At 50.9% G+C, this 24,107-nt stretch carries 22 protein-coding genes and 2 rRNA genes; 6 read left to right on the forward strand and 18 right to left on the reverse strand.

Annotated elements, in window-relative coordinates:
* Positions 1-139: 139 nt before the first annotated feature.
* Positions 140-1,045: an ArgP/LysG family DNA-binding transcriptional regulator gene (locus IDM48_RS11080; RefSeq protein WP_190617475.1), complete on the reverse strand. Its 906-nt coding sequence runs from the start codon at positions 1,043-1,045 to the stop codon at positions 140-142.
* Positions 1,046-1,114: 69 nt separating this feature from the next.
* Between IDM48_RS11080 and IDM48_RS11085 the strand changes: the two genes are divergently transcribed.
* The 3 genes from IDM48_RS11085 (at position 1,115) to IDM48_RS11095 (ending at position 2,414) form a co-directional block, all read left to right on the forward strand.
* Positions 1,115-1,738, forward strand: a complete 624-nt coding sequence (locus IDM48_RS11085) for a LysE/ArgO family amino acid transporter (protein ID WP_190617477.1) — start codon at positions 1,115-1,117, stop codon at positions 1,736-1,738.
* Between the two features lie 102 nt (positions 1,739-1,840).
* Positions 1,841-2,128 carry a DeoR/GlpR transcriptional regulator gene (locus IDM48_RS11090; RefSeq protein WP_190617478.1) on the forward strand — a complete coding sequence of 96 codons (288 nt, stop codon included), beginning with the start codon at positions 1,841-1,843 and terminating at the stop codon, positions 2,126-2,128.
* Between the two features lie 13 nt (positions 2,129-2,141).
* Positions 2,142-2,414: a hypothetical protein gene (locus tag IDM48_RS11095; RefSeq protein ID WP_190617480.1), complete on the forward strand. Its 273-nt coding sequence runs from the start codon at positions 2,142-2,144 to the stop codon at positions 2,412-2,414.
* Between the two features lie 52 nt (positions 2,415-2,466).
* Here the strand turns inward: IDM48_RS11095 and IDM48_RS11100 are convergent, their stop codons facing one another.
* The 3 genes from IDM48_RS11100 to IDM48_RS11110 form a co-directional block, all read right to left on the reverse strand.
* Positions 2,467-2,994, reverse strand: a complete 528-nt coding sequence (locus IDM48_RS11100; RefSeq protein ID WP_068172028.1) for a hypothetical protein — start codon at positions 2,992-2,994, stop codon at positions 2,467-2,469.
* Positions 2,995-3,195: 201 nt separating this feature from the next.
* Positions 3,196-6,286: ribosomal RNA gene (locus IDM48_RS11105) — 23S ribosomal RNA — on the reverse strand.
* A gap of 340 nt (positions 6,287-6,626) precedes the next feature.
* Positions 6,627-8,156: ribosomal RNA gene (locus IDM48_RS11110) — 16S ribosomal RNA — on the reverse strand.
* The 16S and 23S rRNA genes sit together here, the layout of an rRNA operon.
* A gap of 758 nt (positions 8,157-8,914) precedes the next feature.
* Here IDM48_RS11110 and IDM48_RS11115 point away from each other — a divergent pair.
* A complete protein-coding gene (locus IDM48_RS11115) occupies positions 8,915-9,889 on the forward strand; it encodes an LLM class flavin-dependent oxidoreductase (protein ID WP_068168870.1) in 975 nt (324 codons plus the stop codon).
* Between the two features lie 96 nt (positions 9,890-9,985).
* On the opposite strand, the gene IDM48_RS11120 is transcribed toward IDM48_RS11115, so the two are convergent.
* The 3 genes from IDM48_RS11120 to IDM48_RS11130 all read right to left on the reverse strand — a co-directional run bounded on the left by IDM48_RS11120 (position 9,986) and on the right by IDM48_RS11130 (position 12,231).
* Positions 9,986-10,645 carry a DNA alkylation repair protein gene (locus IDM48_RS11120; RefSeq protein ID WP_068168866.1) on the reverse strand — a complete coding sequence of 220 codons (660 nt, stop codon included), beginning with the start codon at positions 10,643-10,645 and terminating at the stop codon, positions 9,986-9,988.
* 92 nt (positions 10,646-10,737) lie between these two features.
* On the reverse strand, positions 10,738-11,793 hold the full coding sequence (locus IDM48_RS11125; RefSeq protein WP_068168863.1) for an NAD(P)-dependent alcohol dehydrogenase: 1,056 nt from the start codon (positions 11,791-11,793) through the stop codon (positions 10,738-10,740).
* A 108-nt stretch (positions 11,794-11,901) separates the two neighbouring features.
* Entirely contained in the window at positions 11,902-12,231 is a 330-nt protein-coding gene (locus tag IDM48_RS11130; protein ID WP_068168860.1) for a VOC family protein, read from the reverse strand.
* Positions 12,232-12,439: 208 nt separating this feature from the next.
* On the opposite strand from IDM48_RS11130, the gene IDM48_RS11135 reads away from it, so the two are divergent.
* Entirely contained in the window at positions 12,440-13,057 is a 618-nt protein-coding gene (locus IDM48_RS11135) for a hypothetical protein (RefSeq protein ID WP_068168856.1), read from the forward strand.
* Between the two features lie 68 nt (positions 13,058-13,125).
* On the opposite strand, the gene IDM48_RS11140 is transcribed toward IDM48_RS11135, so the two are convergent.
* Entirely contained in the window at positions 13,126-13,653 is a 528-nt protein-coding gene (locus IDM48_RS11140) for a DinB family protein (protein ID WP_068168852.1), read from the reverse strand.
* A gap of 190 nt (positions 13,654-13,843) precedes the next feature.
* Here IDM48_RS11140 and IDM48_RS11145 point away from each other — a divergent pair, with 190 nt between their 5' ends.
* Positions 13,844-14,392 carry a DUF421 domain-containing protein gene (locus IDM48_RS11145; RefSeq protein WP_068168850.1) on the forward strand — a complete coding sequence of 183 codons (549 nt, stop codon included), beginning with the start codon at positions 13,844-13,846 and terminating at the stop codon, positions 14,390-14,392.
* Positions 14,393-14,428: 36 nt separating this feature from the next.
* Here the strand turns inward: IDM48_RS11145 and IDM48_RS11150 are convergent, their stop codons facing one another.
* From IDM48_RS11150 to IDM48_RS11195, 10 genes are all read right to left on the reverse strand, one after another.
* Entirely contained in the window at positions 14,429-15,088 is a 660-nt protein-coding gene (locus IDM48_RS11150) for a VOC family protein (protein ID WP_202939887.1), read from the reverse strand.
* A gap of 28 nt (positions 15,089-15,116) precedes the next feature.
* Positions 15,117-15,413 carry a DUF2316 family protein gene (locus IDM48_RS11155; RefSeq protein ID WP_190617483.1) on the reverse strand — a complete coding sequence of 99 codons (297 nt, stop codon included), beginning with the start codon at positions 15,411-15,413 and terminating at the stop codon, positions 15,117-15,119.
* 165 nt (positions 15,414-15,578) lie between these two features.
* The gene (locus IDM48_RS11160; RefSeq protein ID WP_068168842.1) at positions 15,579-16,388 is read right to left on the reverse strand and encodes a uroporphyrinogen-III synthase; all 810 of its coding nucleotides are present in this window, start codon (positions 16,386-16,388) and stop codon (positions 15,579-15,581) included.
* 32 nt (positions 16,389-16,420) lie between these two features.
* Positions 16,421-20,206: a replicative DNA helicase gene (locus tag IDM48_RS11165; protein ID WP_202939888.1), complete on the reverse strand. Its 3,786-nt coding sequence runs from the start codon at positions 20,204-20,206 to the stop codon at positions 16,421-16,423.
* Between the two features lie 182 nt (positions 20,207-20,388).
* Positions 20,389-21,558, reverse strand: coding sequence for a glycerate kinase (locus tag IDM48_RS11170; protein ID WP_190617485.1), 1,170 nt, complete (start codon positions 21,556-21,558; stop codon positions 20,389-20,391).
* Positions 21,559-21,592: 34 nt separating this feature from the next.
* Positions 21,593-21,868, reverse strand: coding sequence for a DMT family transporter (locus tag IDM48_RS11175; protein WP_190618789.1), 276 nt, complete (start codon positions 21,866-21,868; stop codon positions 21,593-21,595).
* 214 nt (positions 21,869-22,082) lie between these two features.
* Positions 22,083-22,430 (reverse strand): cytochrome c oxidase subunit II, encoded by a 348-nt coding sequence (locus IDM48_RS11180; protein ID WP_141669347.1) that lies wholly within the window; start codon positions 22,428-22,430, stop codon positions 22,083-22,085.
* A gap of 121 nt (positions 22,431-22,551) precedes the next feature.
* Complete coding sequence (gene rplI / locus IDM48_RS11185) at positions 22,552-23,001, reverse strand: 50S ribosomal protein L9 (protein WP_068168827.1); 450 nt, start codon at positions 22,999-23,001, stop codon at positions 22,552-22,554.
* A gap of 20 nt (positions 23,002-23,021) precedes the next feature.
* On the reverse strand, positions 23,022-23,258 hold the full coding sequence (gene rpsR, locus IDM48_RS11190; protein ID WP_068168824.1) for a 30S ribosomal protein S18: 237 nt from the start codon (positions 23,256-23,258) through the stop codon (positions 23,022-23,024).
* Positions 23,259-23,336: 78 nt separating this feature from the next.
* Positions 23,337-24,002 (reverse strand): single-stranded DNA-binding protein, encoded by a 666-nt coding sequence (locus tag IDM48_RS11195; protein WP_068168821.1) that lies wholly within the window; start codon positions 24,000-24,002, stop codon positions 23,337-23,339.
* Between the last annotated feature and the right edge of the window lie 105 nt (positions 24,003-24,107).

A 24,107-nucleotide genomic window follows, 5' to 3' on the forward strand; every position in this document is an offset into this window, starting at 1 on the left:
GCCTTTCAAGAAATCTTGTTGAAGTGTTCCTTCGCTTTCAAAAATTACTTTACGTGTAAAGCATTTTTTAAGCAACCGTTCTGCGGAAAATATTAAGAATATTTTACACAGCAACTTATTTTCCCTAGAAAACAGCAGATTATGAGAGCGTTTTTGCTGCCTCATACACTCTACTGGTTACTACATCCAAAACTTCTGAAGAAATTTTCCACCTTTGCCAGTAGAGTGGTGCATCTAATGGCTCAGAGGCAAGCAGCACCAATTCCCCGCTCTTCAACTGCTGCTCGCACTGGGCGGTGGGCAAAATCCCCCACCCAATACCTTCATAGATAGCACGAGCATAATCAGGGGACGACGGCACATAAACACTCGGCGATTCCCCTTCCACCGTCTCGTCCAACCCAAAATTTTTCAAGATGAGTGCGCGAGATGATTTCTGCCCCACATCCTTGTGATCATATTCAATGGTGGGGGCTGCGTTGAGCTCTTCGACGGTGATTTGTTTCGGCCACTGTTTAAAATGCCGATGCACAAACTCCGCCGACGCCGCAATCCAGTAACGCACATTGCCGAGCTTCTCCACCGTACAGCCGGGAATTGTCTCCGGATCAGAGGTAATGGCAGCCATGGCTTCCCCCGAACGCAATAGCGCCGAAGAGTACTGTTCGCCCTCTCTGCGCAAATCACAGAAAATGCGATCTTCGCGCGCCAGCTTACCCACGGCAGAGAGCAACCAGGTGGAGAGTGAATCTGCATTCACAGCAATCGCAATAGTCCGCTCTCCTCCGCTTCCACCTAGTTCCCGCTCCAGTTCACTGCTGAGATACTCGCTTTGCCGGGCGATGCGCAGAACAATTTCGCCCGTTTCCGTCGGCACAACAGGGTTTGTTCTCTTGATAAGTACGCGGCCTGCTGTCTGTTCCATCGCTTTGATGCGCTGGGAAATAGCGGACGCGCTCACCATCAGCAGATCCGCGGCAGCTTCGAAAGTTCCAAATTCGACCACCAGTACGAAGGTGCGGAGTTGTTCAGCTGTAAATCTCATAAGACAATCTTATGCTCACTAAGAATCATTAGATGGTTTTATGTTTCAAAAGTCTCTACTCTCTATCTTATGAACTTCTCCGAAAACTTCCCCACCGTACTCATGGGACTAGGTGCCGGCCTCTCTCTCATCGTTGCAATCGGTGCTCAAAATGCCTTTATCCTCCGCCAGGGGATTATTGGAAAACACGTCACGCCCATTGTGCTTTTCTGTATTTTTAGCGATGTTCTGCTCATTGGTGCCGGTATTTGGTCAGTAGGCAAGCTCGCTGAAGGTTTTGATTGGGTTCTTGAAGCTCTCCGATGGTTCGGCGGCGCATTCCTCGTTTGGTATGGATTTTCTGCAGCAAAACGAGCCCTCAACCCTTCCACCCTCACTGTTGATCCTAGCGAACAGGGGCCGCAGAGCGTTGGTAAAGCCCTGGCGTTTACCTTCGCTATCACCTATTTGAACCCCCACTGCTATCTGGACACCTTCGTACTTCTGGGTTCACTAGCCAATACCCACGGGGAGGCCGGGCGCTGGTGGTTCTACCTTGGCAGCATCACCGGTTCAATTCTCTGGTTTACAGCTTTAGGTTACGGCTCTCGTTTCCTTCGTCCACTGTTTGCCAAACCTGACGCGTGGAGAATTCTCGACGGCGTCATCGCTCTTCTTATGTTCTTCTTAGCGTTCCAGGTCATGTTTGGATAATCCTGTATTAATGATTTTTTCTGCAAATTAGTGACCATTTATGATTATTTATGTACTGGATTAATCAGTTTCAATCATTTTTAGTCATAAGAGATCACTCCGGTGTTAGCAGACGAACGACACAGCCTCATCATTACAGAGGTCGATCAGCGGGGGGGACCGTATCCACCGCAGAGCTCATTGAAAGATCTCTCCGAACTCGCTGAACGCGGCCTCATCGTTAAAGTTCATGGTGACGCCCGTTCCGTTCACTCCACCAATAACCCCACCTTCGACACCAAATTTTCTACTAACCGCACTGCCAAAGAGGCTTTAGCCCGTGTAGCAGCCGAGTTCATTCACGACGGTGCTTCGCTGGCTTTCTCCGCAGTCACCACACGCCGCTGGTAGTCCCTTACACGTCATGGCGCTCCCTAAGGCTCCACGACGCAATTTGGTAGCTGTAACCGATGAAGAGCAGCAGGATTTAGGGGAATTTCACCAACGTATCGCTGAGCTCATTTCAACGGCAATAGAGTCGCCGGCTGCCTCTATTGAGGTTCTGTGGTCGATGGCTCCGATCTCTCGCTGTCGTTCTATTTCTCGTATGCGAGTGGAGTACACTTCTGCTGACGCAGGGGTGAATTTTGAGGATAGTCCAGAAGAACTCGCCCTCATACTCAAGGCTTGGCTTTAGCTACGCGCAGATATAAACGGTTTTTGGAGCAGGTTCAGTACTTGAGTAAAAATTAGTTGGAAGACAAATCCTCTACAATTAGGGTGGTCTTCATAAAGCGAGCAAATCCAGATAAGAGAAGCTGTGCTGCTCCTAGGTCTTCTGCGCTCACTCCTAGTTCTAAATCAGCTAGGTCTCTAGGCTTGATAAGTCCAGAGCAAATCTCAACAGTGGAAGACTTCTCTGATTCCTTCTCGAAGACAAAGCTCACCCCTGATTTGAACGCGTCATTGAGTTCTCCGGGGTGGGTTTGTACTGCGATAACGTCTTGTGTTGCAAAGTATTGGGTTTCTCCCAGCACGATTTTCTCGCCGCCTTCTGTCTCTTCGAGAAGAAGACGTTCCCCTATTTCTATGTAGCTCTCACCATCTCGTTTGAGCTGATGGGGCCACCAAAGGTGGGTATATTCGGTAAATGCTAGCCAGCTCTCTTCGAGCGAGAGATCGAGTTGGACATACACTGCAGTTTGCAACGTATTGCTCGATGCCGCTGGTGTAGCTGTTTCGCTAGGTGCCGGAACGTGGGAGAACAGATTTTCCATGTGTATTACCCTAGCGGAATTCTCTCTCACCCCGTCATTTTGGTTTCTTTGAATGTTATTTAGAGAGAAGGATAAAAAAATCCTTAAACGAAAAAAGACCCCTTACGGGGTCTAAATTTCGTGCCATTTTCATCAAGAAAATAGTGTTTTGTTATTTCAAAACCATACAGTGGACGCAAACACAACCAAACCCAGAAAAAAATATGTAAGCCTTCGGTCTATTAGTACCAGTCAACTCCACAAGTCTCCAGTCCTTGCTTCCATACCCGGCCTATCAACCCCATCATCTATAGGGAACCTCACACGCTATAAAAACGCTAGGAAATCTCATCTCAAAACAGGCTTCCCGCTTAGATGCCTTCAGCGGTTATCCCTCCCGAACGTAGCCAATCAGCCATGCACCTGGCGGTACAACTGACATACCAGAGGTTCGTCCGTCCCGGTCCTCTCGTACTAAGGACAGCCTTTCTCAAATTTCCAACGCACGCAGCGGATAGGGACCGAACTGTCTCACGACGTTCTGAACCCAGCTCGCGTACCGCTTTAATGGGCGAACAGCCCAACCCTTGGGACCAACTCCAGCCCCAGGATGCGACGAGCCGACATCGAGGTGCCAAACCATGCCGTCGATATGAACTCTTGGGCAAGATCAGCCTGTTATCCCCGAGGTACCTTTTATCCGTTGAGCGACGGCCATTCCACAATGTACCGCCGGATCACTAGTCCCGACTTTCGTCCCTGCTCGACCTGCCAGTCTCACAGTCAAGCTCCCTTGTGCACTTACACTCAACACCTGATTGCCAACCAGGCTGAGGGAACCTTTGGGCGCCTCCGTTACTCTTTAGGAGGCAACCGCCCCAGTTAAACTACCCATCAGGCACTGTCCCTGAACCAGATCATGGCCCGAAGTTAGACATCCAATATGACCAGAGTGGTATTTCAACAACGACTCCACACAAACTAGCGTCCATGCTTCACAGTCTCCCACCTATCCTACACAAGCCACACCGAACATCAATACCAAACTATAGTAAAGGTCACGGGGTCTTTCCGTCCTGCTGCGCGAAACGAGCATCTTTACTCGTACTGCAATTTCGCCGAGTTCATGGTTGAGACAGTAGGGAAGTCGTTACTCCATTCGTGCAGGTCGGAACTTACCCGACAAGGAATTTCGCTACCTTAGGATGGTTATAGTTACCACCGCCGTTTACTGGGGCTTAAATTCTCAGCTTCGCCCAAAGAGCTAACCAATCCTCTTAACCTTCCAGCACCGGGCAGGAGTCAGTCCATATACATCGTCTTACGACTTCGCATGGACCTGTGTTTTTGATAAACAGTCGCTTCCCCCTGGTCTCTGCGACCCATACACGCTCGGGGCAGCAAGTGCCCTCCACGCTCAAGGTCCCCCTTCTCCCGAAGTTACGGGGGCATTTTGCCGAGTTCCTTAACCATGATTCTCTCGATCGCCTTAGTATTCTCTACCTGATCACCTGTGTCGGTTTAGGGTACGGGCAACTAGAACCTCACGTCGATGCTTTTCTCGGCAGCATAGGATCACCAAATCCCCCACAAACGGGGTCCCATCACGTCTCAGGCAAACACCAGCGCATTTAACAACCGGATACCCTACACGCTTAGACCACGACAACCATCGCGTGGCTCGGCTACCTTCCTGCGTCACACCTGTTAATACGTTTACCTCCACTCATCGGGTCCTGCAACCCACAACAAGCTCCCCCACAAAGTGAGGGTTACAAGTCGCTTCGCACAGTTAGCATCAAAATATCAGTATGGACGGTTCTTCGTCGGTACGGGAATATCAACCCGTTATCCATCGACTACGCCTGTCGGCCTCGCCTTAGGCCCCGACTAACCCAGGGCAGATTAGCTTGACCCTGGAACCCTTGATCATCCGGCGCACGGGTTTCTCACCCGTGATTCGCTACTCATGCCTGCATTCTCACTCGCATACCCTCCACCACTAGTTCACACCGCAGCTTCACCGGATACACGACGCTCCCCTACCCAACATGTCTAAAACACATTGCCATAATTTCGGTGGTGTACTTGAGCCCCGCTACATTATCGGCGCAGAATCACTTGACCAGTGAGCTATTACGCACTCTTTCAAGGATGGCTGCTTCTAAGCCAACCTCCTGGTTGTCTCAGCAACTCCACATCCTTTCCCACTTAGTACACGCTTAGGGACCTTAATTGATGGTCTGGGCTGTTTCCCTCTCGACAATGAAGCTTATCCCCCACTGTCTCACTGCCGCGCTCTCACTTATTGGCATTCGGAGTTTGGCTGACGTCAGTAACCAATACGGCCCATCGGCCAACCAGTAGCTCTACCTCCAACAAGAAACACACGACGCTGCACCTAAATGCATTTCGGGGAGAACCAGCTATCACAGAGTTTGATTGGCCTTTCACCCCTATCCACAGCTCATCCCCTCCATTTTCAACTGAAGTGGGTTCGGTCCTCCACGACGTCTTACCGTCGCTTCAACCTGGCCATGGATAGATCACTCCGCTTCGGGTCTAGATCCTGCCACTCAAACGCCCTATTCAGACTCGCTTTCGCTACGGCTTCCCCACACGGGTTAACCTCGCGACAGAACACTAACTCGCAGGCTCATTCTTCAAAAGGCACGCTGTCACCCCACAAGGCTCCAACGGCTTGTAAGCACACGGTTTCAGGTACTATTTCACTCCCCTCCCGGGGTACTTTTCACCATTCCCTCACGGTACTGATTCACTATCGGTCATCAAGAAGTATTTAGACTTACCAGGTGGTCCTGGCAGATTCACACGAAATTCCACGAGTTCCGTGCTACTCGGGTGATCAACAATCGGCGTGCCACATTTCGGTTACGGGACTCTCACCCTCTCCGGCCATCCATCCCAAGATGTTCACCTACACAACACAACATCGACTCAGCAGGCGATTGAACCTACCACGCTGACTCCCACAACCCCCATGATGCAACCCTCAACCGGTATCACACACCACAGGTTTAGTCTCATCCGCTTTCGCTCGCCACTACTCACAGAATCATTATTTATTTTCTCTTCCAGCGGGTACTGAGATGTTTCACTTCCCCGCGTTCCCCCCAACCAGCCTATACATTCAACTGGTGGTAACACACCTCACAGCATGCTGGGTTCCCCCATTCGGAAATCCTCGAATCAACGTCCTGTTATCGACTCCCCGAGGCTTATCGCAGATTCACACGTCCTTCATCGGCTCTTGATGCCAAGGCATCCACCGTGTGCCCTTAATAACTTACAAAACACACAAATAATCAAAGATCATTCAAAAATATCTAAGTTTGACAAAATCAAAGAAACACACAACAAACCCACAAAGAGTCCATTGAGCAGTTTCCAGAAGATGCTCGCGTCCACTATACAGTTCTCAAACAACAACCCACCCACACCATCAAGAACAACCACAACAGTCGAACCATCCAATGCGCCAGGCAAAAACAAGACAACAAACAACAGCTTGCAGCCTCAAAACCCAACAATGCGCCTCATCCAACAACCAAAACCAATATTCCACCCATGAGCAAACCACCCACATAACACTCGTATGCGAAAGCGGCCAACCAAAAAGTTGAGCTCCTTAGAAAGGAGGTGATCCAGCCGCACCTTCCGGTACGGCTACCTTGTTACGACTTAGTCCCAATCGCCAATCCCACCTTCGACGACTCCCTCCCAAAAGGGTTAGGCCATCGGCTTCGGGTGTTACCAACTTTCGTGACTTGACGGGCGGTGTGTACAAGGCCCGGGAACGTATTCACCGCAGCGTTGCTGATCTGCGATTACTAGCGACTCCGACTTCATGGGGTCGAGTTGCAGACCCCAATCCGAACTGAGACCGGCTTTTTGGGATTAGCTCAACCTCACAGTATCGCAACCCTTTGTACCGGCCATTGTAGCATGCGTGAAGCCCAAGACATAAGGGGCATGATGATTTGACGTCATCCCCACCTTCCTCCGAGTTGACCCCGGCAGTCTCCTATGAGTCCCCACCATAACGTGCTGGCAACATAGAACGAGGGTTGCGCTCGTTGCGGGACTTAACCCAACATCTCACGACACGAGCTGACGACAACCATGCACCACCTGTATACCAGCCCCGAAGGGAAACCCCATCTCTGAGGCGGTCCAGTATATGTCAAGCCTTGGTAAGGTTCTTCGCGTTGCATCGAATTAATCCGCATGCTCCGCCGCTTGTGCGGGCCCCCGTCAATTCCTTTGAGTTTTAGCCTTGCGGCCGTACTCCCCAGGCGGGGCACTTAATGCGTTAGCTACGGCGCGGAAAACGTGGAATGTCCCCCACACCTAGTGCCCAACGTTTACGGCATGGACTACCAGGGTATCTAATCCTGTTCGCTCCCCATGCTTTCGCTTCTCAGCGTCAGTTACAGCCCAGAGACCTGCCTTCGCCATCGGTGTTCCTCCTGATATCTGCGCATTTCACCGCTACACCAGGAATTCCAGTCTCCCCTACTGCACTCTAGTCTGCCCGTACCCACTGCAATACCGGGGTTAAGCCCCGGTCTTTCACAGCAGACGCAACAAACCGCCTACAAGCTCTTTACGCCCAATAATTCCGGACAACGCTCGCGCCCTACGTATTACCGCGGCTGCTGGCACGTAGTTAGCCGGCGCTTCTTCTGCAGGTACCGTCACTTTCGCTTCTTCCCTGCTGAAAGAGGTTTACAACCCGAAGGCCGTCATCCCTCACGCGGCGTCGCTGCATCAGGCTTGCGCCCATTGTGCAATATTCCCCACTGCTGCCTCCCGTAGGAGTCTGGGCCGTGTCTCAGTCCCAGTGTGGCCGGTCACCCTCTCAGGCCGGCTACCCGTCGTCGCCTTGGTGAGCCATTACCCCACCAACAAGCTGATAGGCCGTGAGCCCATCTAAAACCAGTACAAACCCTTTCCACAAAAAACCATGCGGTTCCTTGTCATATCCGGTATTAGACCCAGTTTCCCAGGCTTATCCCAGAGTCAAAGGCAGGTTACTCACGTATTACTCACCCGTTCGCCACTAATCCAACCAGTGCAAGCACCAGTCTTCATCGTTCGACTTGCATGTGTTAAGCACGCCGCCAGCGTTCGTCCTGAGCCAGGATCAAACTCTCCGTTAGAAAACAAAAAAGCTTGAATAACCTGATCTCAAAATAAAAACGAAACAATGATTCAAACGCCACACGGGGTACGGTGACTCATCACTGCTTCAAGCTGTCATTCTGATAACCAAAAGGTATTCAAAAATACATATAAATATTTGGTATCAGTTTCAGTCAATAAGCCTCCCCAATATTTATGAGAAAAAGAGGCCATTTATTGAACAAAGCACACTATTGAGTTCTCAAACAACAAACCACACGAACCAATCACACCACTTATACCGTGGCAACTGCAGAACGTCAGTCAACATCTTGTTTACATTTTTCGCTACCCTCATCGGGGCAACTCGTCTAGCTTACCAGGTGTCCAGCGATCATGCAACACGAACAACCGTGAAACACATCACATTCTTTCAATCAGAGTAACCAGCAAAACCAGCCACAAACCCGAAGAAAAACACCCTATAAACTTATCCGAACCACCGTCTGACTAGGAGATTCTTTCACTCCCTCGCCCCGGCGACTCGTACTACTTTACACACTCCACAACACCCCCGCAAATCGAAAAGTGGTGACCTGCGTGACAAAAGGTTACTTTTTGGTGTATGTAAAGTTTGCTTACTTTATAAAAGTCCTAGTCAATCCGGTTTTACAGGATTAAAAACTTTTCTCGAACTTTTTCAATACCTCCTCAAAACCTAGTTTTCAGGAACAAAATCCCCTAATCCCCCGTTGAAATCCATAAGAACCAATATCTAGAGAAAAGGTAGAAAACAATGCCTGTACTTTCCGTACTTGACTTCGCCACCATCTTCGACGGCGAAACGCCCCGAGAAAGCTTCAAACGATCCGTAGCTCTTGCCCAGCACGCTGAACAGCTAGGGTTTGAACGCATCTGGTACGCAGAGCACCACAACATGAAATCCATTGCCAGCTCAGCCCCCGCCGTCCTTATATCCCACGTAGGCGCCAAAACCTCCAAGATTCGCCTAGGATCCGGCGGCGTGATGCTTCCCAACCACTCCCCACTGGTCGTAGCCGAACAATTCGGAACGCTAGCAGAGCTCTACCCCAACCGCATCGATCTCGGTCTAGGACGTGCCCCCGGCACAGACCCGAAGACTCTCAAAGCACTACGTCGAGACTACAGCGCAGCAGAACACTTCCCACAAGACGTCAAAGAACTACAGGGCTACCTCACCGACAACACACAAATCCCCGGAATCAACGCCGTACCCGGCAGAGGAACCAATGTTCCCCTCTACATTCTGGGATCCTCCCTCTTTGGCGCTTCGCTGGCAGCAGCGCTAGGTTTGCCCTACGCCTTCGCTTCCCACTTTGCCCCCACGCATCTAGAAGAAGCCATCAAGGTCTACCGAGAGCGGTTCAATCCCTCCGAACAGCTGGCTGAACCCTACGTCATCGCAGCAGTAAACGTCATCGCATCAGACACTGCTGAGGATGCCCAAGCTCAGCTCGAAAAAGCCAAACGATCCCGCGTTAAGAATATGGTCGGCCAGGGTCGCGACTATTCAGAGGCTGAAATCGACATGCTCATGAATTCCGCGCCCGGTCAACAAATACTGAGCATGCTCAAATACACCACCGCAGGTACAGCAGCTGAGGTCAAAGACTACCTCATGAGATTTGCTCACTTGGTAGAAGCAGACGAACTGATGCTCTCTCCTCTTTCTCCTACAACAGAAGGGGTGCACAAAACACTGGATATCGTTGCAGAACAAATGATCTAACGAAACACTAAAAACAGTGAGAAAGGGACACACCTCTAGGTTGATGGCAAACCCAGCCAGTTCACCTTACTGATGTTCTGACTGAAGCTCCCTACCTTATATAAATAAACCTTTTAAGATATATTTGCTTGCCTCGCGAATGCTCAGGGGCGCCATCTTCTCGCCATAACGGGCTAGGAAATCCCGTACCCACTGAGGGTTCACTTTCGAATAATCTCGTAAAGACCAACCAATTGCTTTATTGATAAAGAATTCAGAAGACCCAAAATTCTTGACAATAATTGCCTCTAAAAGGTCCGGGTTAGTCTTCTCCTTACGAGTGAGCTGGTGGTCGATAGCGATTCTACGAATCCAAAAGTTATCGTCCACCGCCCACTCGTTCAGGAGCATCTGATTCAGCTCAGGATGACGTAGCGCGACATCGCCAATAATCCGATTAAGCCGGTCAATCGAGCACCACCATGTCTTACGCTCAGCTAGCGAGCGCAACCAGGGAATATCTGCAGGCTGCAGATACTTTTTAACAGCTACCAAATAATCGAGAGCGTTATAAAGAAATTCCCGCCCCTCCTGAGCCCAGGCATGCTCCACAAAATCCTGATTGATGCCGTCGATTTTAGCTTCCTTCTTCAACTCAGCCAAATCAGGTTTGAAGATTTCGCGTCGCAGAGGAGACTTCAATCCCAGAAAAGAAAACTGATCGCGCATATAGGCGCTCATACCTACAGCGATGGCGGGATCAGCGGCGTCAAGCATAGACTGCTCATACTCAGAGATGTTTATCCAGATAGCCTAACCCATGGCAAAAAGGGGTCCTCAGAGAGGACCCCTTTCATCCCGAACAGTACTTACTCGGCAGAATCAAACGTCTCGGTATCAATCACGATACGGAACTTGACGTCACCGGCAACCACGCGATCATAAGCGTCGTCGACCTCGTGAACATTGACCTTCTCAATTACTGAAGCAATGCCGTGTTCAGCACAGAAATCAAGCATTTCCTGAGTCTCGGGGATGCCACCGATATTGTTACCGGTTAGCACACGACCGCCACGAATCAAATCAATAATCTGCAGAGGCAAAGGCTCGGTAGTCAAACCAACCACCGACATAATTCCGCGAGGCTTCAACAGGTTCAGGTAAGAACCCAAATCAATCGGCGCTGAAATAGTATTCAGAATCAAATCAAACTCACCGCGGTGCTCTTCAAAGAAATTCTCATCGGAAGTAGCCAAGGTACGCACAGCACCCAACTCCTTGGCAGCGTCCGCCTTCTTCAGAGAGCGGGAAAGAACAGTCACCTCAGCGCCCATTGCTGCAGCAATCTGAACACCCATATGACCCAGACCGCCCAGACCCATCACAGCTACTTTCTGACCGGGCTTGACGTTCCAGCGAGCCAGCGGCGAATAAGTGGTGATACCGGCACACAGCAACGGTGCCGCGACGTCAAAATCAAGCGCATCAGGAATAGTGACGACGAAACCCTCATTCACAGTAATTTTCTGTGAATAACCACCCTGAGTAATGGTGCCGTCGACGTCCTCAGCGTTATAAGTACCAATCGCGCCCTTGAGACAGTTGTTCTCAGCGCCAGCCTTGCACTGCTCGCACTCGCCACAAGAGTTCACCAAGCACCCCACGCCTACGCGGTCGCCCACCTTGAACTTAGTAACGTCCGAACCAACGGCGCTTACCACGCCAGCGATTTCGTGACCAACCGTCAACGGGTAAGTTGCAGAGCCCCACTCGTTGCGAATCATGTGAATGTCAGAGTGGCAGATACCAGCAGCTTTGATATCAATGACGACGTCGTCCGCACGAGGATCGCGGCGCTCAATTTCAGCAATCTGGTACGGCTCCTCAGGGCCGGTCTTCTGCAAAACTTTAGTGGTGTACGACAAAGGTCTTCTCCTAGTACATAGTCTGTATAAATCAGCCTATGCTCGAAGAAGACCTTTGCACCAAGTTATTCCGCCAACGGCGCAGTGTTCACTGTAAAGACACAGGAGCTAGGAGTCCTGCGGCACATTTACAATCTGAAAAGCTGTAGCGTCAGGACCTGCGACAGCCTCGATTGACTGTTCCATATCGTCAACTTTGAGGTAAACGCTCCACGCGTTAGAAGTTTCCGCCTTCTCGCGGGGGCCGTCGGGACCGAACAAAGAGTTCATAGCCCCACCAATACGCTGGCCATTCAGCGTAATGATGTTGTAATGCCCAAAATCTGCCCCGGTATCGGTGAATTCCCAACCGAATAGCTCCGAATAGAATTTCTTTGATTCTTCCAACTGGTCAGAACCAAGATCTACCCACATAGGATCGCCCTGTTTAAAAGCCATTTTTCCTCTTTTTTCTGCTTCACACTGATAACGCCGGTGGCACATCTGCGTTCAGTCTACAAAAGAAGATTAAAATTGGAATTTCCGCATTTGAAAATTGTAGGTGCGTTGAACGGATCCACCCCGTCTAAAAAAGAAAAATCGAATAGTATTATTTTATAAGGGCGGTTCACCCTAAGAATTTTCCAACCAATCGTCCAGGAGAAAAATGAATAATCATCGCACCATCTCGCGCCGCACGCTCGCTAAAGGATCAGGCTGGGCAGCACCTGCAATCATGGCTTCTGCCGTTACACCTGTATACGCCGCATCAGCTCAACCTACGCTTACCTCCATTACATGGTTCTATAACGCAAGTAGTACAAACGGCAACGTTCAACCGTATACCTGTAACAACAAATCTCAACTTCGAATTACTCAAAAAACTGCTGGAAGTAACGTTACGGTCAGCAATATTCCCACCGGCGCAAAGCTCTCTAACCTAGTTGCTAACTATTGGCTACCGGTAGCTGCAAATACGACGTTCACACGAGTTACCTCAACCTCTTCAGCATGGTCAATACCGACCGCTACGGGAAAATTCGTGGTAAACAATAACATTACCTATCGAGAATACACCTCCTCTTACACCCCAGTTATAGCTGTTACCGGTACCACCTGGACACAACCTACACCCGACGCGATGGATTTTGTCTCAAGCTGCCAACCCTCCGGCACTTTGGCTTCAACGACTTACCACTACACGCAGAACATTACGCTTACCTCAGCTAAGGGAGTTGCCACCGTTCTCACCAAAGATAATGGATGGGCTAACCAAATGAAGTAGGTTTACTTCACCCAAAGGGGAGAGGCTCTCTGCTATTCCGCAGAGAGCCCCTCCCCCTGTTTAAACCTCTAAATATCTCGGTGGATATGGTGTTCTAAATCGTGCACAAAGTACTCTGCGAGCGTCTGGATAGTGAAGCGACTGCCATCAGAACGACGTCCGGTGCGCTCCAATAAGTCAGCAGGCACCTTTTCAAATTCACCCGCCGCATGATGCAAATTAGTAAGCAAATCACGCTTGACTGAACCCACAGGACGGTTGAGATACTCCCCATCCACCGCTGCGGCGTCCTGATCCCACAAGGCAAACTCCGGGTTTTCATGGATTAGCATCCACTCTAAACGCTGGCTCATCACCTCGCAGACCTCCGCGCAGTGCGCCAAATACTCAATAGGTGCCCACGTATTCTTCTGCGGACGCACATAAAGTTCCTGTTCAGGACGGTTAAAAGCAGTCATGATCGGAGCTTCAAGTGCGCGCAAACGCTGAACATTCTCCCCATAGTCATAGCCAGGCTGAAAACCACATTCAGGGCAGCCGTCGCGAAGTACAACGGTCCAATCTTTAGTCTCCGGTGGAATTTGCTCGTAGTTCATCTTCTTCTCCCGCAATATAAGGCAATCCATTTACTGACTAGCTAAAACTATCGTTAGTAATGAAACCCATCGTACCCAGATAAAACCAGCACCCCATTCATCTTCAAAGATCTCTCGAAGCAGTTTTCTAGAAGGAGAAGGCCTTAGAGTAGGAACAGACCTTTATCTCCCAGCTCAGAGGGGAAAAACAATGACGCCGCCTGACGGCCTGCAAACTTATATCCAATACCTCGGCATAGAGCCCTGGCGAATACCCATAGTGATACTTTCAGCCATCGGTATTTACCTAGCATTTTTAATTCTTGTTCGAGTGTTTGGAGTGCGGGTACTAACCGGCTGGAACGGTTTCGATGCGGTTATCATCATTATGTTCGGCGCCGTGGCAGGGCGCGTTATCATTGGCCACCCACCTACTCTTGCCTCGGGGATCATTGGCTTGGGAACCCTCATGCTTCTTGAAATGATTTTTGGTCAAGCACAGCAGGTTACCGGTATCCGAAGCATGAAATCGCATTCGCGCGTCATCATTGCCCATGGCCAATTCATCCAGAAAAATCTTCGCCGATCCCATCTGACTCATGAAGAGGTTTATAGCGCTCTGCGGCGGGCGGGCATAGCGCATTTAGACCAAGCTCAATGTGTGATTCTTGAGGCCACCGGCACCCTTTCCATCATTCGGGAAGGCACCCACATCGATAGGCGCATATTGGAAGGAGTTATTGACGCCGACGCCATCTAGTTCCTCCTGCAGGAAGACCCTGGCATCCCTCAAAATTTAGTGATTTACGGTCTGGATAATCATAAAAGGTGCGCCCGTAGAATCTTTAAGAGCCACCACTCGACCGAGTAAATTATCCTGCGGCTGGCTCACTATTTGCCCACCCAGCTCAGCTGCACGACGAGCGGTGATGTCGGCGTCCTCCATGAATGATGGTTCCCACCCAAAAATATTCTGGTAAAAAGGAAGCGCCGCATCAAAATCCCGGCTCATGTTCTCGAACCAGACGGGGGTCCCAGGTTGCGCAGTGAATTCATAGCCACTCATAGTGCCGGGCTGCCAAAACCCTACCTCAGCGCCGGCAGAATCCTTAGCGAGCGCCATCGCACCCATTTCGCCTACCCACATAGGGCCAAAAATTCCCACCCCACCGTTTTTCTCAACTTTTGAGTAAGCAGTTTCGATGTGATCGGTGCTCAGGTAAACCGCCCAGTGATTGGGGTAGGGCGCCTCGTCTAACTCACCCTCAGCGCTCATCTTCGAATTCATCAGCCCGCCTACATACCCGCCATTTTGGGTAATGAGATGGTAATGATGAAAATTAGGACCGCGGCCTTCAAACGCCCAGCCGAAAAGTTCACCGTAGAACCGCTGAGCTTCTTCGGGGTTATCGTTGCCTAAATCAAACCCGATGGGAGTGCCGCTGGGGAGAGTCATAGAAATATCCTTGTGAGTAGGTTCGAAATTAGCGGCGATCTTTGATGCCAAACCAACCAGCAGCACGCCGGCGATTTTCCTCATTGAGTTTCGTGATGGGGGTGAAGGTACCACCGTTATGTTTGACGGCGGTTTCTAGGAGGGCTCGAATCAGCCAGACGTCAACGGGGTCAGAGCCTCGTTCGGACATCAAAAAAGCGCGCATAAAGCGATCTTCATCGAGCCCCGATTGTTGGCGCAACTCGTCCAGAGTAAAACCTGATTCCTGCAGATTTTGCTCAAATTCACGAGCGATTTGGTCGCGCTCGACGCTAGAGAGTGACATGAGAGTATTCCTTAAATCCCTGACATTAAGTTACCTACGGGTAACAAATTACATGACATAGCGCTTTCAACACGCGGAATTTCTCAAAATTAAGGGTAGAAAAAAGAAATATTTCAGCAGAAAAGCGCAAGTCACAGCAATAAGGAGAGACCAAAACGGAAATTTTTATTGCAGAGCCTCTATTAAATCTTTCACCATAGCCCCCATGCGGAATCGCTCCGGGCACACAGGATTTACCCCTATAGCATTTAACGGTTCGGCAGTAACAGGCCCTACGACAGCCACAACGGTTTCGGTACGGAGTGCTGCTTCGACCTCATCCCCCCTACCTAAGTGATAGGCCTTCTCCAGAAGAGCCTCTACCGCCGGCGCCGCCGTAAAAGTAATGGCATCTATCTCCCCCGCAATCAAACGATTGATGAGCTCATCCACTAAAGCCGGGTTTTCAGGTTCCTCCCACCGGTTAGGATGTACCTGCGTTACCGTAGCACCGGCGTCTTCCAGTCTCTTCACTAAAGCGGGGTCCGGTTTACCATGCTGCTGAATAGTCACGTTCTTTCCGGCAACGCCCTTCTCCAGCGCAAGCTCCACCAACGATTCGGTAGTCTCCACCTGCGCGATTCCAGAATCCTGCCAACCCAGCGAGCGCACCGCACCCCTGCCCTTAGCGCCGCGCACATAAATTTGCGCATCACTTAACATCTCTTTGAGACGCTCAGCCCCACCATTTTTTTCTGTTGCATCCAGCCAGCTTTTCAAACCGTGACCGGTAGCAACCAACAGAACATGCGGCGGGTGTGCTAGAACCTGCTGCGTTTCAGCAGCGAGTGCGGCGTCGTCATCCGTCTTCACGATTCGCACCGTAGGCGCAAGGAGAACGCGCGCCCCGTGGCGCTCGAACGCGCCCGCTTGCTCCTCAGCGCGACGAGAAGCAGTGATAGCAATGGTCTTATCAGCGAGAAGTTGATCGTTCATAAATCCATCTTCTCGCACTCAACCCCGCAGGGCTAGAAACCACCGTCTGAATATGAATCGTGAGTCATATTCGCAAAGCGGGAATAGTGACCCTGAAAAGCAACAGCGATTGTCTTGGTCGGGCCATTACGATGCTTCGCCACAATGACATCCGCCTCACCAGCGCGAGGAGATTCCTTGTCGTAAACGTCGTCGCGGTGCAAAAGGATGACCATATCCGCATCCTGCTCAATCGAGTTATGCACAGTTATACCGTTAGCAATGAAGTTATGATGCCCCAGTACGGTTGCGTCAAAGACTTCTTCCTCGCCTGCATACTCAATACTCACCACGGTGTCCCAGAAGATGTCATTTACCGCGTGCATATCCAATTCAGCCGAATCAAGGACGGACGCAACTCGAGCCAATCGGCTACGAGAGGGCGAACGCTTATAGAAGGTGGAACCGCAATATTTGCTGCCCATATCTTTCTGGAAATCTCGATGTGTTATTCCTCGGTCAGAAAGTATATCTTTGACATCGTTCCATACCTCTGCAGGTACCGTGTCTACGTTAGTGTTTGACTTCATGCCTTCATTTTCAAGAATGTCCAGCAGACGTTGGCAATTCGTAGCACGCCCTCCATGAACACCAATCTCACGCAAGAAACGAAGCTGCTCATCGCGACCGGAAATATCTAAGGTGTAGCCCTGGCGATATTCTCCCTTCAGAGGCGCCTCACGCAGACGAGTAGAGATACCGAACCGTAGCAAAAGCAGGGAGATTTGTTCGGTCATCTGCCGGGATGTGGAGCCAAAATAAATGCGGCCGCTTCTACCATTTTTCTTTACAGTCACTGAACCATCAGTTGCCCACAGATGTTTGATAAACAGGGCAATTTGCGTTTTCGGCAATGTAAATACTTCAGCGGGAATAAATTTATCCCATGACCGCAATCCGAACAGTCCCAATTCGTCAAGCCACGCCGCAAGAGGGTTTCTCTTGCCATGGGTAAGATGATAGGGCGCCGGAAGACGTAAAGAAGTACAGCGAGCAACTTCATGAGTGTCTCGGACAGCAATAATACCGAAGTACTTTGCCGCTTCTGTTACTGCTTGCAAGTTCTCCTCATCTACCGAGGCATAGCGGATAGATTGCCCCTTCACAAACGAACCGTCTCCCAACATATGAGCGAGCATCGTCACCTGCGCATCGTCCCATATAACACGGCTACTAGGCCCGTTCACGTGGCGGGGAACACTAATCCGCGAACCAGGTTCAAGCTCCCCCAGACCTTTCCACCCACGATACGTAAAGAAAGGGTGGTTCGCGGTTGCTCGAATCTGCTTACCTGAAGCAAGCTTCATGCAATAAACAGGTTTCACTCCGGTAGAGAAAACATGGGTAAGATGACGCTCAACGTACCGCATATCGTCACCAAGGGACCATACAGGAACATTCCGAGCGCCCGATGCGAACAACTCACCCATGGTCGTTTCTGCGCCAGTATCTGAGCGTAAAATACGGGTATCAGCAGTCAGACACCCAGATTCACGCAGATCCGACACCATGGGCTTCTTATCGGTTCGCTGCTCCGAGCCACGATTTAGCTGCGACAGCGCAATGAGCGGCACTTCGAGCTCCTTCGCCATGAGCTTCAGCGCACGCGAGAACTCGGAAACTTCTTGCTGACGCGACTCCACCTTTTTACCCGAACTCATCAGCTGCAAGTAGTCGAGAACGATAAGCTTCAAATTATTTCGCTGCTTCAGGCGGCGCGCTTTCGCCCGGATTTCCATCAGCGTCATATTGGGCGAATCGTCAATAAACAAAGGCGCGTTGTCCATTTTGCCCACGGCAGTAGCGAGCTTAGCCCACTGGTCGTCGTCCAGCTGTCCCCTGCGCAAATCCCCCAGGTTAAGAGAAGCCTCAGCGGCAAGAATCTTCATAGCAATCTCGTTGCGGCTCATTTCCAACGAGAAGAAAACGGTTGCCATATTGTTCTTAATTGCCGCAGAACGAGCGATGTCGAGGGCAAACGTAGAATTGTGAGTAGGGATCATGGCACGAGAAGCTAAGAAGAGATGCTCCTCATTATCTACCTGAATACAACGCACGGGCACAGACTCTATGGGCTCTACCGCCACGATAAACCGACTAGTTCGCTTAGGCGTGGGACGAGCGTCGCGAAGGCGATGAGCATCGTTCTTTCGCGATAATCCAAAGACCGTATCCGCAGCCGAAAAAGTAAGCTTGTATGCGGTAGAAGTAGCCTCAGAACGCCCCTTCACATGCTTAGTACGAAGGCCAGAGCGGTAACCCAACGAATGAATCAGCTCTTGAGCGTCCAACGCTAACTGGCGATTTGTCACGACCAGTTGCACACACCCAGCGTTAGTTACAGTACCGTCAGCGTCCAACAACCCAGCCAGAAGAGCTCTACGCTGCTTCTCGGAAGCCCGAAGGTAACTTGCAGGAATATGTTTATTACCAAGGACACCAAGCTTACGCAGTCGCCCTTGTACAGTTGATTTTTCTCTATAACATTCTAGGCATCTTGTCCCATGGCAATCTTTGCCACATTCGGAGCAGGGACGCACAACCCACGCTTTAAGTTCACCTGCATCCGACACGGTCGGTAGAGAAACAGAATGGGTTATTCCATCGACTTGTTTAACTTGATATCCGTCTAATTCAATCCCCGCGAGAACTTCGGAATCAGCTGATGTTACCCGGGCAGCGGCGCTCGCACCATCTCCAAGCCACACCCCCAAGGTATAAGGGGCAATCGGCAAATCAGCATCCGGAAATTGCAAAGGACGAGCGTTCTTCACGCTGTGATTGATACGGGCATCAGCAGTGTTGCAACGCAAAGTAGAACGAATCTCCTCAGTAGTTCGCACTTCAGCAGTATTCCGCTGGTTTTTTTGGAGGCCCGCTAGTACTGCCTGCTTAGACTTACGAGAGGCCCGGGTATCTGTGAGCCACTGATGTTCAGCATCGGCAATAATTTCCGACCCGTCATCGAAAACCACTCGATAACAAGGGCGATTATTCATTACCTCAGTAGCTGCAATCACGGTGGTGGGACAACCATCGGAGCCTAAAACCTGATCACCAACGGATAGTTCTCCCATCGTCGTCCAACCTGAGGGAGTAGGGATTGGAGTGTCGAGCGCAAGAGCCTTGCCCATTGCCGGCCTAGCCGCAATAACCACCATCTGACCGGGTTGCAACCCGGCGGTGAGCTCATCAAATTCAATAAAGCCAGTGGGGACGCCGTGAATACCACCGGCACGCGAGCCGTTCGCCTCAATCTCATTCACTGTGGAATCCATGGCTTCTTTGAGCTGGACATAATCTTCGTTCTCACGGCCGTCGGCAACGCTATAAACCTCAGCCTGCGCCTGGTTCACCAGCCCTTCGACCTCGCCGTCCTGCGAATAACCCAGCTGGGCAATCTTAGTGCCAGCTTCAACCAGACGGCGCAAGACCGCGCGTTCTGCCACAATTTCCGCGTAGAATCCGGCGTTGGCAGCGGTGGGCACCGAGGAAATCAGCGAGTGCAGATAGGGGGCGCCGCCGATACGATTAAGTTCACCGCGTTTATTGAGTTCGTCGGCAACCGTAACGGCATCGGCAGGTTCGCCGTGGCCGTAAAGAGTAATAATTGCTTCGTAGATATTCTCGTGCGCAGGCTTGTAAAAATCAGACCCACGCAGAACCTCCACGACGTCAGCAATCGCATCTTTAGAAAGCATCATGCCGCCCAGAACAGACTGCTCCGCCACATCATCGTGGGGAAGGGTACGGGCACCATACTCGGGGTTCTCAGACACTTTTTACCTCTTCTGCTAACTGCTAGGGTGGGTTCTATTTTCTCATGGCACAGAAAGACACACGAGGTGGGATTGATTACGGCATGAAATTTCCCTCCATAGAACATGAGAGAAGCTCATTGGTCTCGTGCATGAATTTTTCAGTTCATACCAGGTGTTGATGGAGTAAGCCTCAAGAGTTGTTAGTTCGGTGATTCCCTGAGGTATCGAGCAATCTCTGCTCCGAGGAGCTTTACATAGTGGCTCGGGGTCTTTAGGGACTCCGCCAGGGTTACTTGGTGTCCTTCATACTCCATATCTAGGACGGCGAAAACCCGCTCAAACCCTGCCTTTTCTGCTCGTTGGGCAGTGAGCTCGTTGGAACCGCAGACAGCAAGAGTTCTCTTATGCTGCGCGCGGGCTGCGTTGGCGACGCCGGCAGGCCCCTTTCCTTGGAGGGTCTGCTCATCGAGCTTCCCCTCCCCCGTAATCACTACGTCTGCATGCTCTAATACCTGGTGAAAACCGGTAAGTTCAAAACAAATATCTACCCCCGGTCGCATTTTGGCCCCTAAAGCGAGGCAGGCGAATCCGAGTCCTCCTGCGGCCCCAGCGCCTTCCTGAATGCTGAATGTTTCACGTGAAACACCCATATCCAACTCTAAAAGGTTGGAAAAATGTTTTAATGACCGGTCAAGAAGCAAAACTTGCTCTTCTGTTGCGCCCTTCTGCGGACCAAAAACAGCAGCCGCACCGCTCGAGCCTAAAAGAGGATTCGTGACGTCGCAAGCAACCGTGAAATCAATCGAATCTAACCGGTTATCCAGCCCCGATACATCTACTCGAGCCGCGCCCAGTAAAGCCCCTCCTCCTGCGCGCAGAGGCTCACCGTCGTCGTCTAGAATCTTTACGCCTAGAGCCTGCAACATCCCCGCACCAGCATCGGTAGTGGCAGATCCACCCAGCCCCACCACAATATGACGGGCTCCGGCATCCAACGCAGCAAGGATTAACTCACCCACACCAAAAGTTGTGGAATTGACCGCATCAAGCTGCTGAGAATCCATACGCCACAGCCCACATGCTTCCGCCACCTCAATTACAGCGGTCTGGGATAAACCTTCATAAGCGAACTGAGCCTCTACTGGCTCCCCCAGAGGACCAGAAACCGGCGCCATGATTTCCCGAAAACCAGCGGCAAGAGCCGCTTCGACCGTTCCATCTCCGCCATCAGCGATAGGACATATGAGTGGCTCAAAGGATCGCCCCAGCTCATCCTTCATCCCCTCTGCGATTGCTTCAGAAAGCCCAGCACCAGAAAGAGAACCCTTGAACTTATCAACTGCAATGAGAACACTTGGGAAAGTAGCCATACTCCATTATGTTCAAAAAATCCCACAGTACGAACTAGTGAGAAACTTTCAAACCTATTACCCCGCCGATAATCATGAGCAAGAAAATAATTTTCACCCAAGATATTGATTCCGCGCCGGTAGCCATCGCAAAAATAACAGTTGTTACAGCCCCCACCGCTACCCACACCGCGTACCCTGCGCCCAGTGGAACCTCTCGCAGTGCGAATGAAAGCCCACTATTTTTTAAACAAAAAACTAGCGGCCCGACCCCCATACTGGTCTTGCCGCTAGTTTTTAACACACACATTCTCGATACGAAATTCAGCATTTCTCGCACCGGCTATTCAACTTTCAGAAAGCTTCGGAATCCTTTTCAGGTGCTCCTCGAACCATCTATTACTAGTTAACACCAGCAACCTTTGGTATTCATTTAAGAATCCTGGGAGTCACCTGGAGATTTTAAAAACATTATATGAACGGTGTCAGAAGTTCATGAGGCAGGTGTTTGGGCAGACGAAAGGAAAGCACACCAGAGAACCTCGTCAAAGAGCGGTGGCCAGAAGCGCCAGCACAACCACCGGATTAGTCACCACCGTAAAAATCAACAGAAGCGCGTTCCATAGGGTCATGTGGCGATAACGAAATAGGCCCACCACCGTCAAAATCATCACCAGAGCAGAGGCGATGATGCTCCCCACCAAACACACCAAAAAGAGAGTCAGAGTACCCGATGGGCTAGAAAGAGACCCATAAACCGCAATCAAAGAAAGGACTGTGGCAATCACTTGAATAATAAGTGCAACCAGGAACATCTGGGTGCTAGATTTCAGCGAACCCCACCGCGACGACGCACGGGAGGAAGAATCGGTTGTCTGGGATGATAAGCGCATAAATTCTAGTATGCCTTTACTTTCTAAGAACGGAATCAAAAGCGCCTTCACATACAAAGAATGCCGCTTCCCCAAGGAAAGCGGCATTCTTTACAAACGCGTGGCGCTCATAAGCAAAAACTTATGCAGCTACAACGTCAAGTTCAACGTTTGCTACAACGTCCTCGTGCAAGCGCACGGAAACGTTGTGAGTACCGGTGGACTTGATAGCGTTGCCAAGGTGGATCGCACGCTTGTCAACAGAACCTAGTCCAGCAGCTTCAATAGCGTCTGCAATGGTCTCTGCCTTAACAGAACCGAAGAGACGACCTTCGGAGCCAGCCTTGTGAGCAACGGTTACAGTTGCGTCTGAAAGCTTAGCTGCCTGAGCCTGTGCCTCTTCAAGTGATGCCTTAGCGCGAGCTGTACGAGCTGCGCGGATGGACTCAACCTGGCGTTCGCCGCCCTGGGTCCATACAACTGCGAAGCCGCGGGGCAGAAGGAAGTTACGTGCGTAGCCGTTCTTTACAGTAACGACGTCACCTGCAACACCCAGACCGGAAACTTCCTGAGTCAGAATGATCTTAGCCATGTTCTTTACTCTCCTTCTCTTTAGCGGCCAGCGCCGGAGTAAGGCAGGAGTGCAACTTCGCGGGCATTTTTAATTGCCTGAGCGATCTTGCGCTGTTCCTGCACGGTTACGCCAGTTACACGACGTGCGCGGATCTTGCCGCGATCGGAGATGAACTTACGCAGAAGAGCGACGTCCTTGTAATCAATCTCGGTTACGTCTGCAGCCTTGAGCGGGTTCTGCTTTGGTTTGGGCTTACGGATTTCAGCCTTAGCCATCGTGGTGCTCCTTTATTTTGTTGGGAGCCCGCGGCTAAACCGCGGGATGGTGGATATTTTTATTCGAAGGTTATCGGTTTAGAAGGGCGGTTCGTCTTCAGACGCCGCACCCCAGTCATAGTTTCCGCCGGACTGAGCGCCCCACGGATCTGCACTAGGTGCAGGAGCTGACTGCGGTGAGGACTGCTGGTTGCCCTGAGAGCCACCAAAGTTACCGCCACCGTTATTGTTGCTATAACCGTTGCCGCCGCTGAAACCACCCTGCTGGCCACCGGTGTTGCCACCATTGAAACCACCTTGGTTAGCTCCAGCGAAGTTGTTGCCTCCCCCATTGTTAAAACCGCCACCTTGCTGACCACCAAAGTTGTTACCTCCGGAGCGCTGGTTACGGTTCACGCTGGCAGATGCAAAACGGAGTGAGGGACCAATCTCTTCGATCTCTAGCTCCATTGAAGTGCGGCGTTCGCCTTCTTTAGTCTCGTACGAGCGGGACTTCAAACGGCCCTGTGCGATGACGCGCATACCCTTACGCAGGGTTTCTGCCACGTTTTCAGCGGCTTCACGCCATACTGATGCGCGAAGAAAGAGGGTCTCGCCTTCTTTCCATTCACCCGATGCGCGATCAAAATTGCGCGGGGTGGATGCGATCGTAAAGTTAGCTACCGCTGCACCGTTAGGGGTGAAACGAAGCTCGGGATCGCCGGTAAGGTTACCAACGACAGTAATGACGGTATCGCCAGCCATTTGATGCCTCCAGTCGAATAATCAAGTAATTAGAAAAAGTCTTTCATGAGGGTCTGACATTTTTAGGCGTCAATCTCAAAAATTCTGTAAAAAAATCACATCACT

The sequence above is a fragment of the Rothia amarae genome, assembly GCF_014705945.2.
Lineage (GTDB): Bacteria > Actinomycetota > Actinomycetes > Actinomycetales > Micrococcaceae > Rothia > Rothia amarae.

What these genes read in the sequence shown, in the direction of transcription:
- IDM48_RS11100 (WP_068172028.1), bottom strand. Translation starts at nt 2,994, where the DNA reads ATGGAAAATCTGTTCTCCCACGTTCCGGCACCTAGCGAAACAGCTACA.
- rpsR (WP_068168824.1), bottom strand. Translation starts at nt 23,258, where the DNA reads ATGGCTAAGGCTGAAATCCGTAAGCCCAAACCAAAGCAGAACCCGCTC.
- IDM48_RS11120 (WP_068168866.1), bottom strand. Translation starts at nt 10,645, where the DNA reads ATGCTTGACGCCGCTGATCCCGCCATCGCTGTAGGTATGAGCGCCTAT.
- IDM48_RS11170 (WP_190617485.1), bottom strand. Translation starts at nt 21,558, where the DNA reads ATGGCTACTTTCCCAAGTGTTCTCATTGCAGTTGATAAGTTCAAGGGT.
- IDM48_RS11195 (WP_068168821.1), bottom strand. Translation starts at nt 24,002, where the DNA reads ATGGCTGGCGATACCGTCATTACTGTCGTTGGTAACCTTACCGGCGAT.
- IDM48_RS11160 (WP_068168842.1), bottom strand. Translation starts at nt 16,388, where the DNA reads ATGAACGATCAACTTCTCGCTGATAAGACCATTGCTATCACTGCTTCT.
- IDM48_RS11130 (WP_068168860.1), bottom strand. Translation starts at nt 12,231, where the DNA reads ATGGCTTTTAAACAGGGCGATCCTATGTGGGTAGATCTTGGTTCTGAC.
- IDM48_RS11145 (WP_068168850.1), top strand. Translation starts at nt 13,844, where the DNA reads ATGACGCCGCCTGACGGCCTGCAAACTTATATCCAATACCTCGGCATA.
- IDM48_RS11135 (WP_068168856.1), top strand. Translation starts at nt 12,440, where the DNA reads ATGAATAATCATCGCACCATCTCGCGCCGCACGCTCGCTAAAGGATCA.
- IDM48_RS11115 (WP_068168870.1), top strand. Translation starts at nt 8,915, where the DNA reads ATGCCTGTACTTTCCGTACTTGACTTCGCCACCATCTTCGACGGCGAA.
- IDM48_RS11080 (WP_190617475.1), bottom strand. Translation starts at nt 1,045, where the DNA reads ATGAGATTTACAGCTGAACAACTCCGCACCTTCGTACTGGTGGTCGAA.
- rplI (WP_068168827.1), bottom strand. Translation starts at nt 23,001, where the DNA reads ATGGCTAAGATCATTCTGACTCAGGAAGTTTCCGGTCTGGGTGTTGCA.
- IDM48_RS11140 (WP_068168852.1), bottom strand. Translation starts at nt 13,653, where the DNA reads ATGAACTACGAGCAAATTCCACCGGAGACTAAAGATTGGACCGTTGTA.
- IDM48_RS11180 (WP_141669347.1), bottom strand. Translation starts at nt 22,430, where the DNA reads ATGCGCTTATCATCCCAGACAACCGATTCTTCCTCCCGTGCGTCGTCG.
- IDM48_RS11175 (WP_190618789.1), bottom strand. Translation starts at nt 21,868, where the DNA reads ATGCTGAATTTCGTATCGAGAATGTGTGTGTTAAAAACTAGCGGCAAG.
- IDM48_RS11095 (WP_190617480.1), top strand. Translation starts at nt 2,142, where the DNA reads ATGGCGCTCCCTAAGGCTCCACGACGCAATTTGGTAGCTGTAACCGAT.
- IDM48_RS11150 (WP_202939887.1), bottom strand. Translation starts at nt 15,088, where the DNA reads ATGACTCTCCCCAGCGGCACTCCCATCGGGTTTGATTTAGGCAACGAT.
- IDM48_RS11085 (WP_190617477.1), top strand. Translation starts at nt 1,115, where the DNA reads ATGAACTTCTCCGAAAACTTCCCCACCGTACTCATGGGACTAGGTGCC.
- IDM48_RS11155 (WP_190617483.1), bottom strand. Translation starts at nt 15,413, where the DNA reads ATGTCACTCTCTAGCGTCGAGCGCGACCAAATCGCTCGTGAATTTGAG.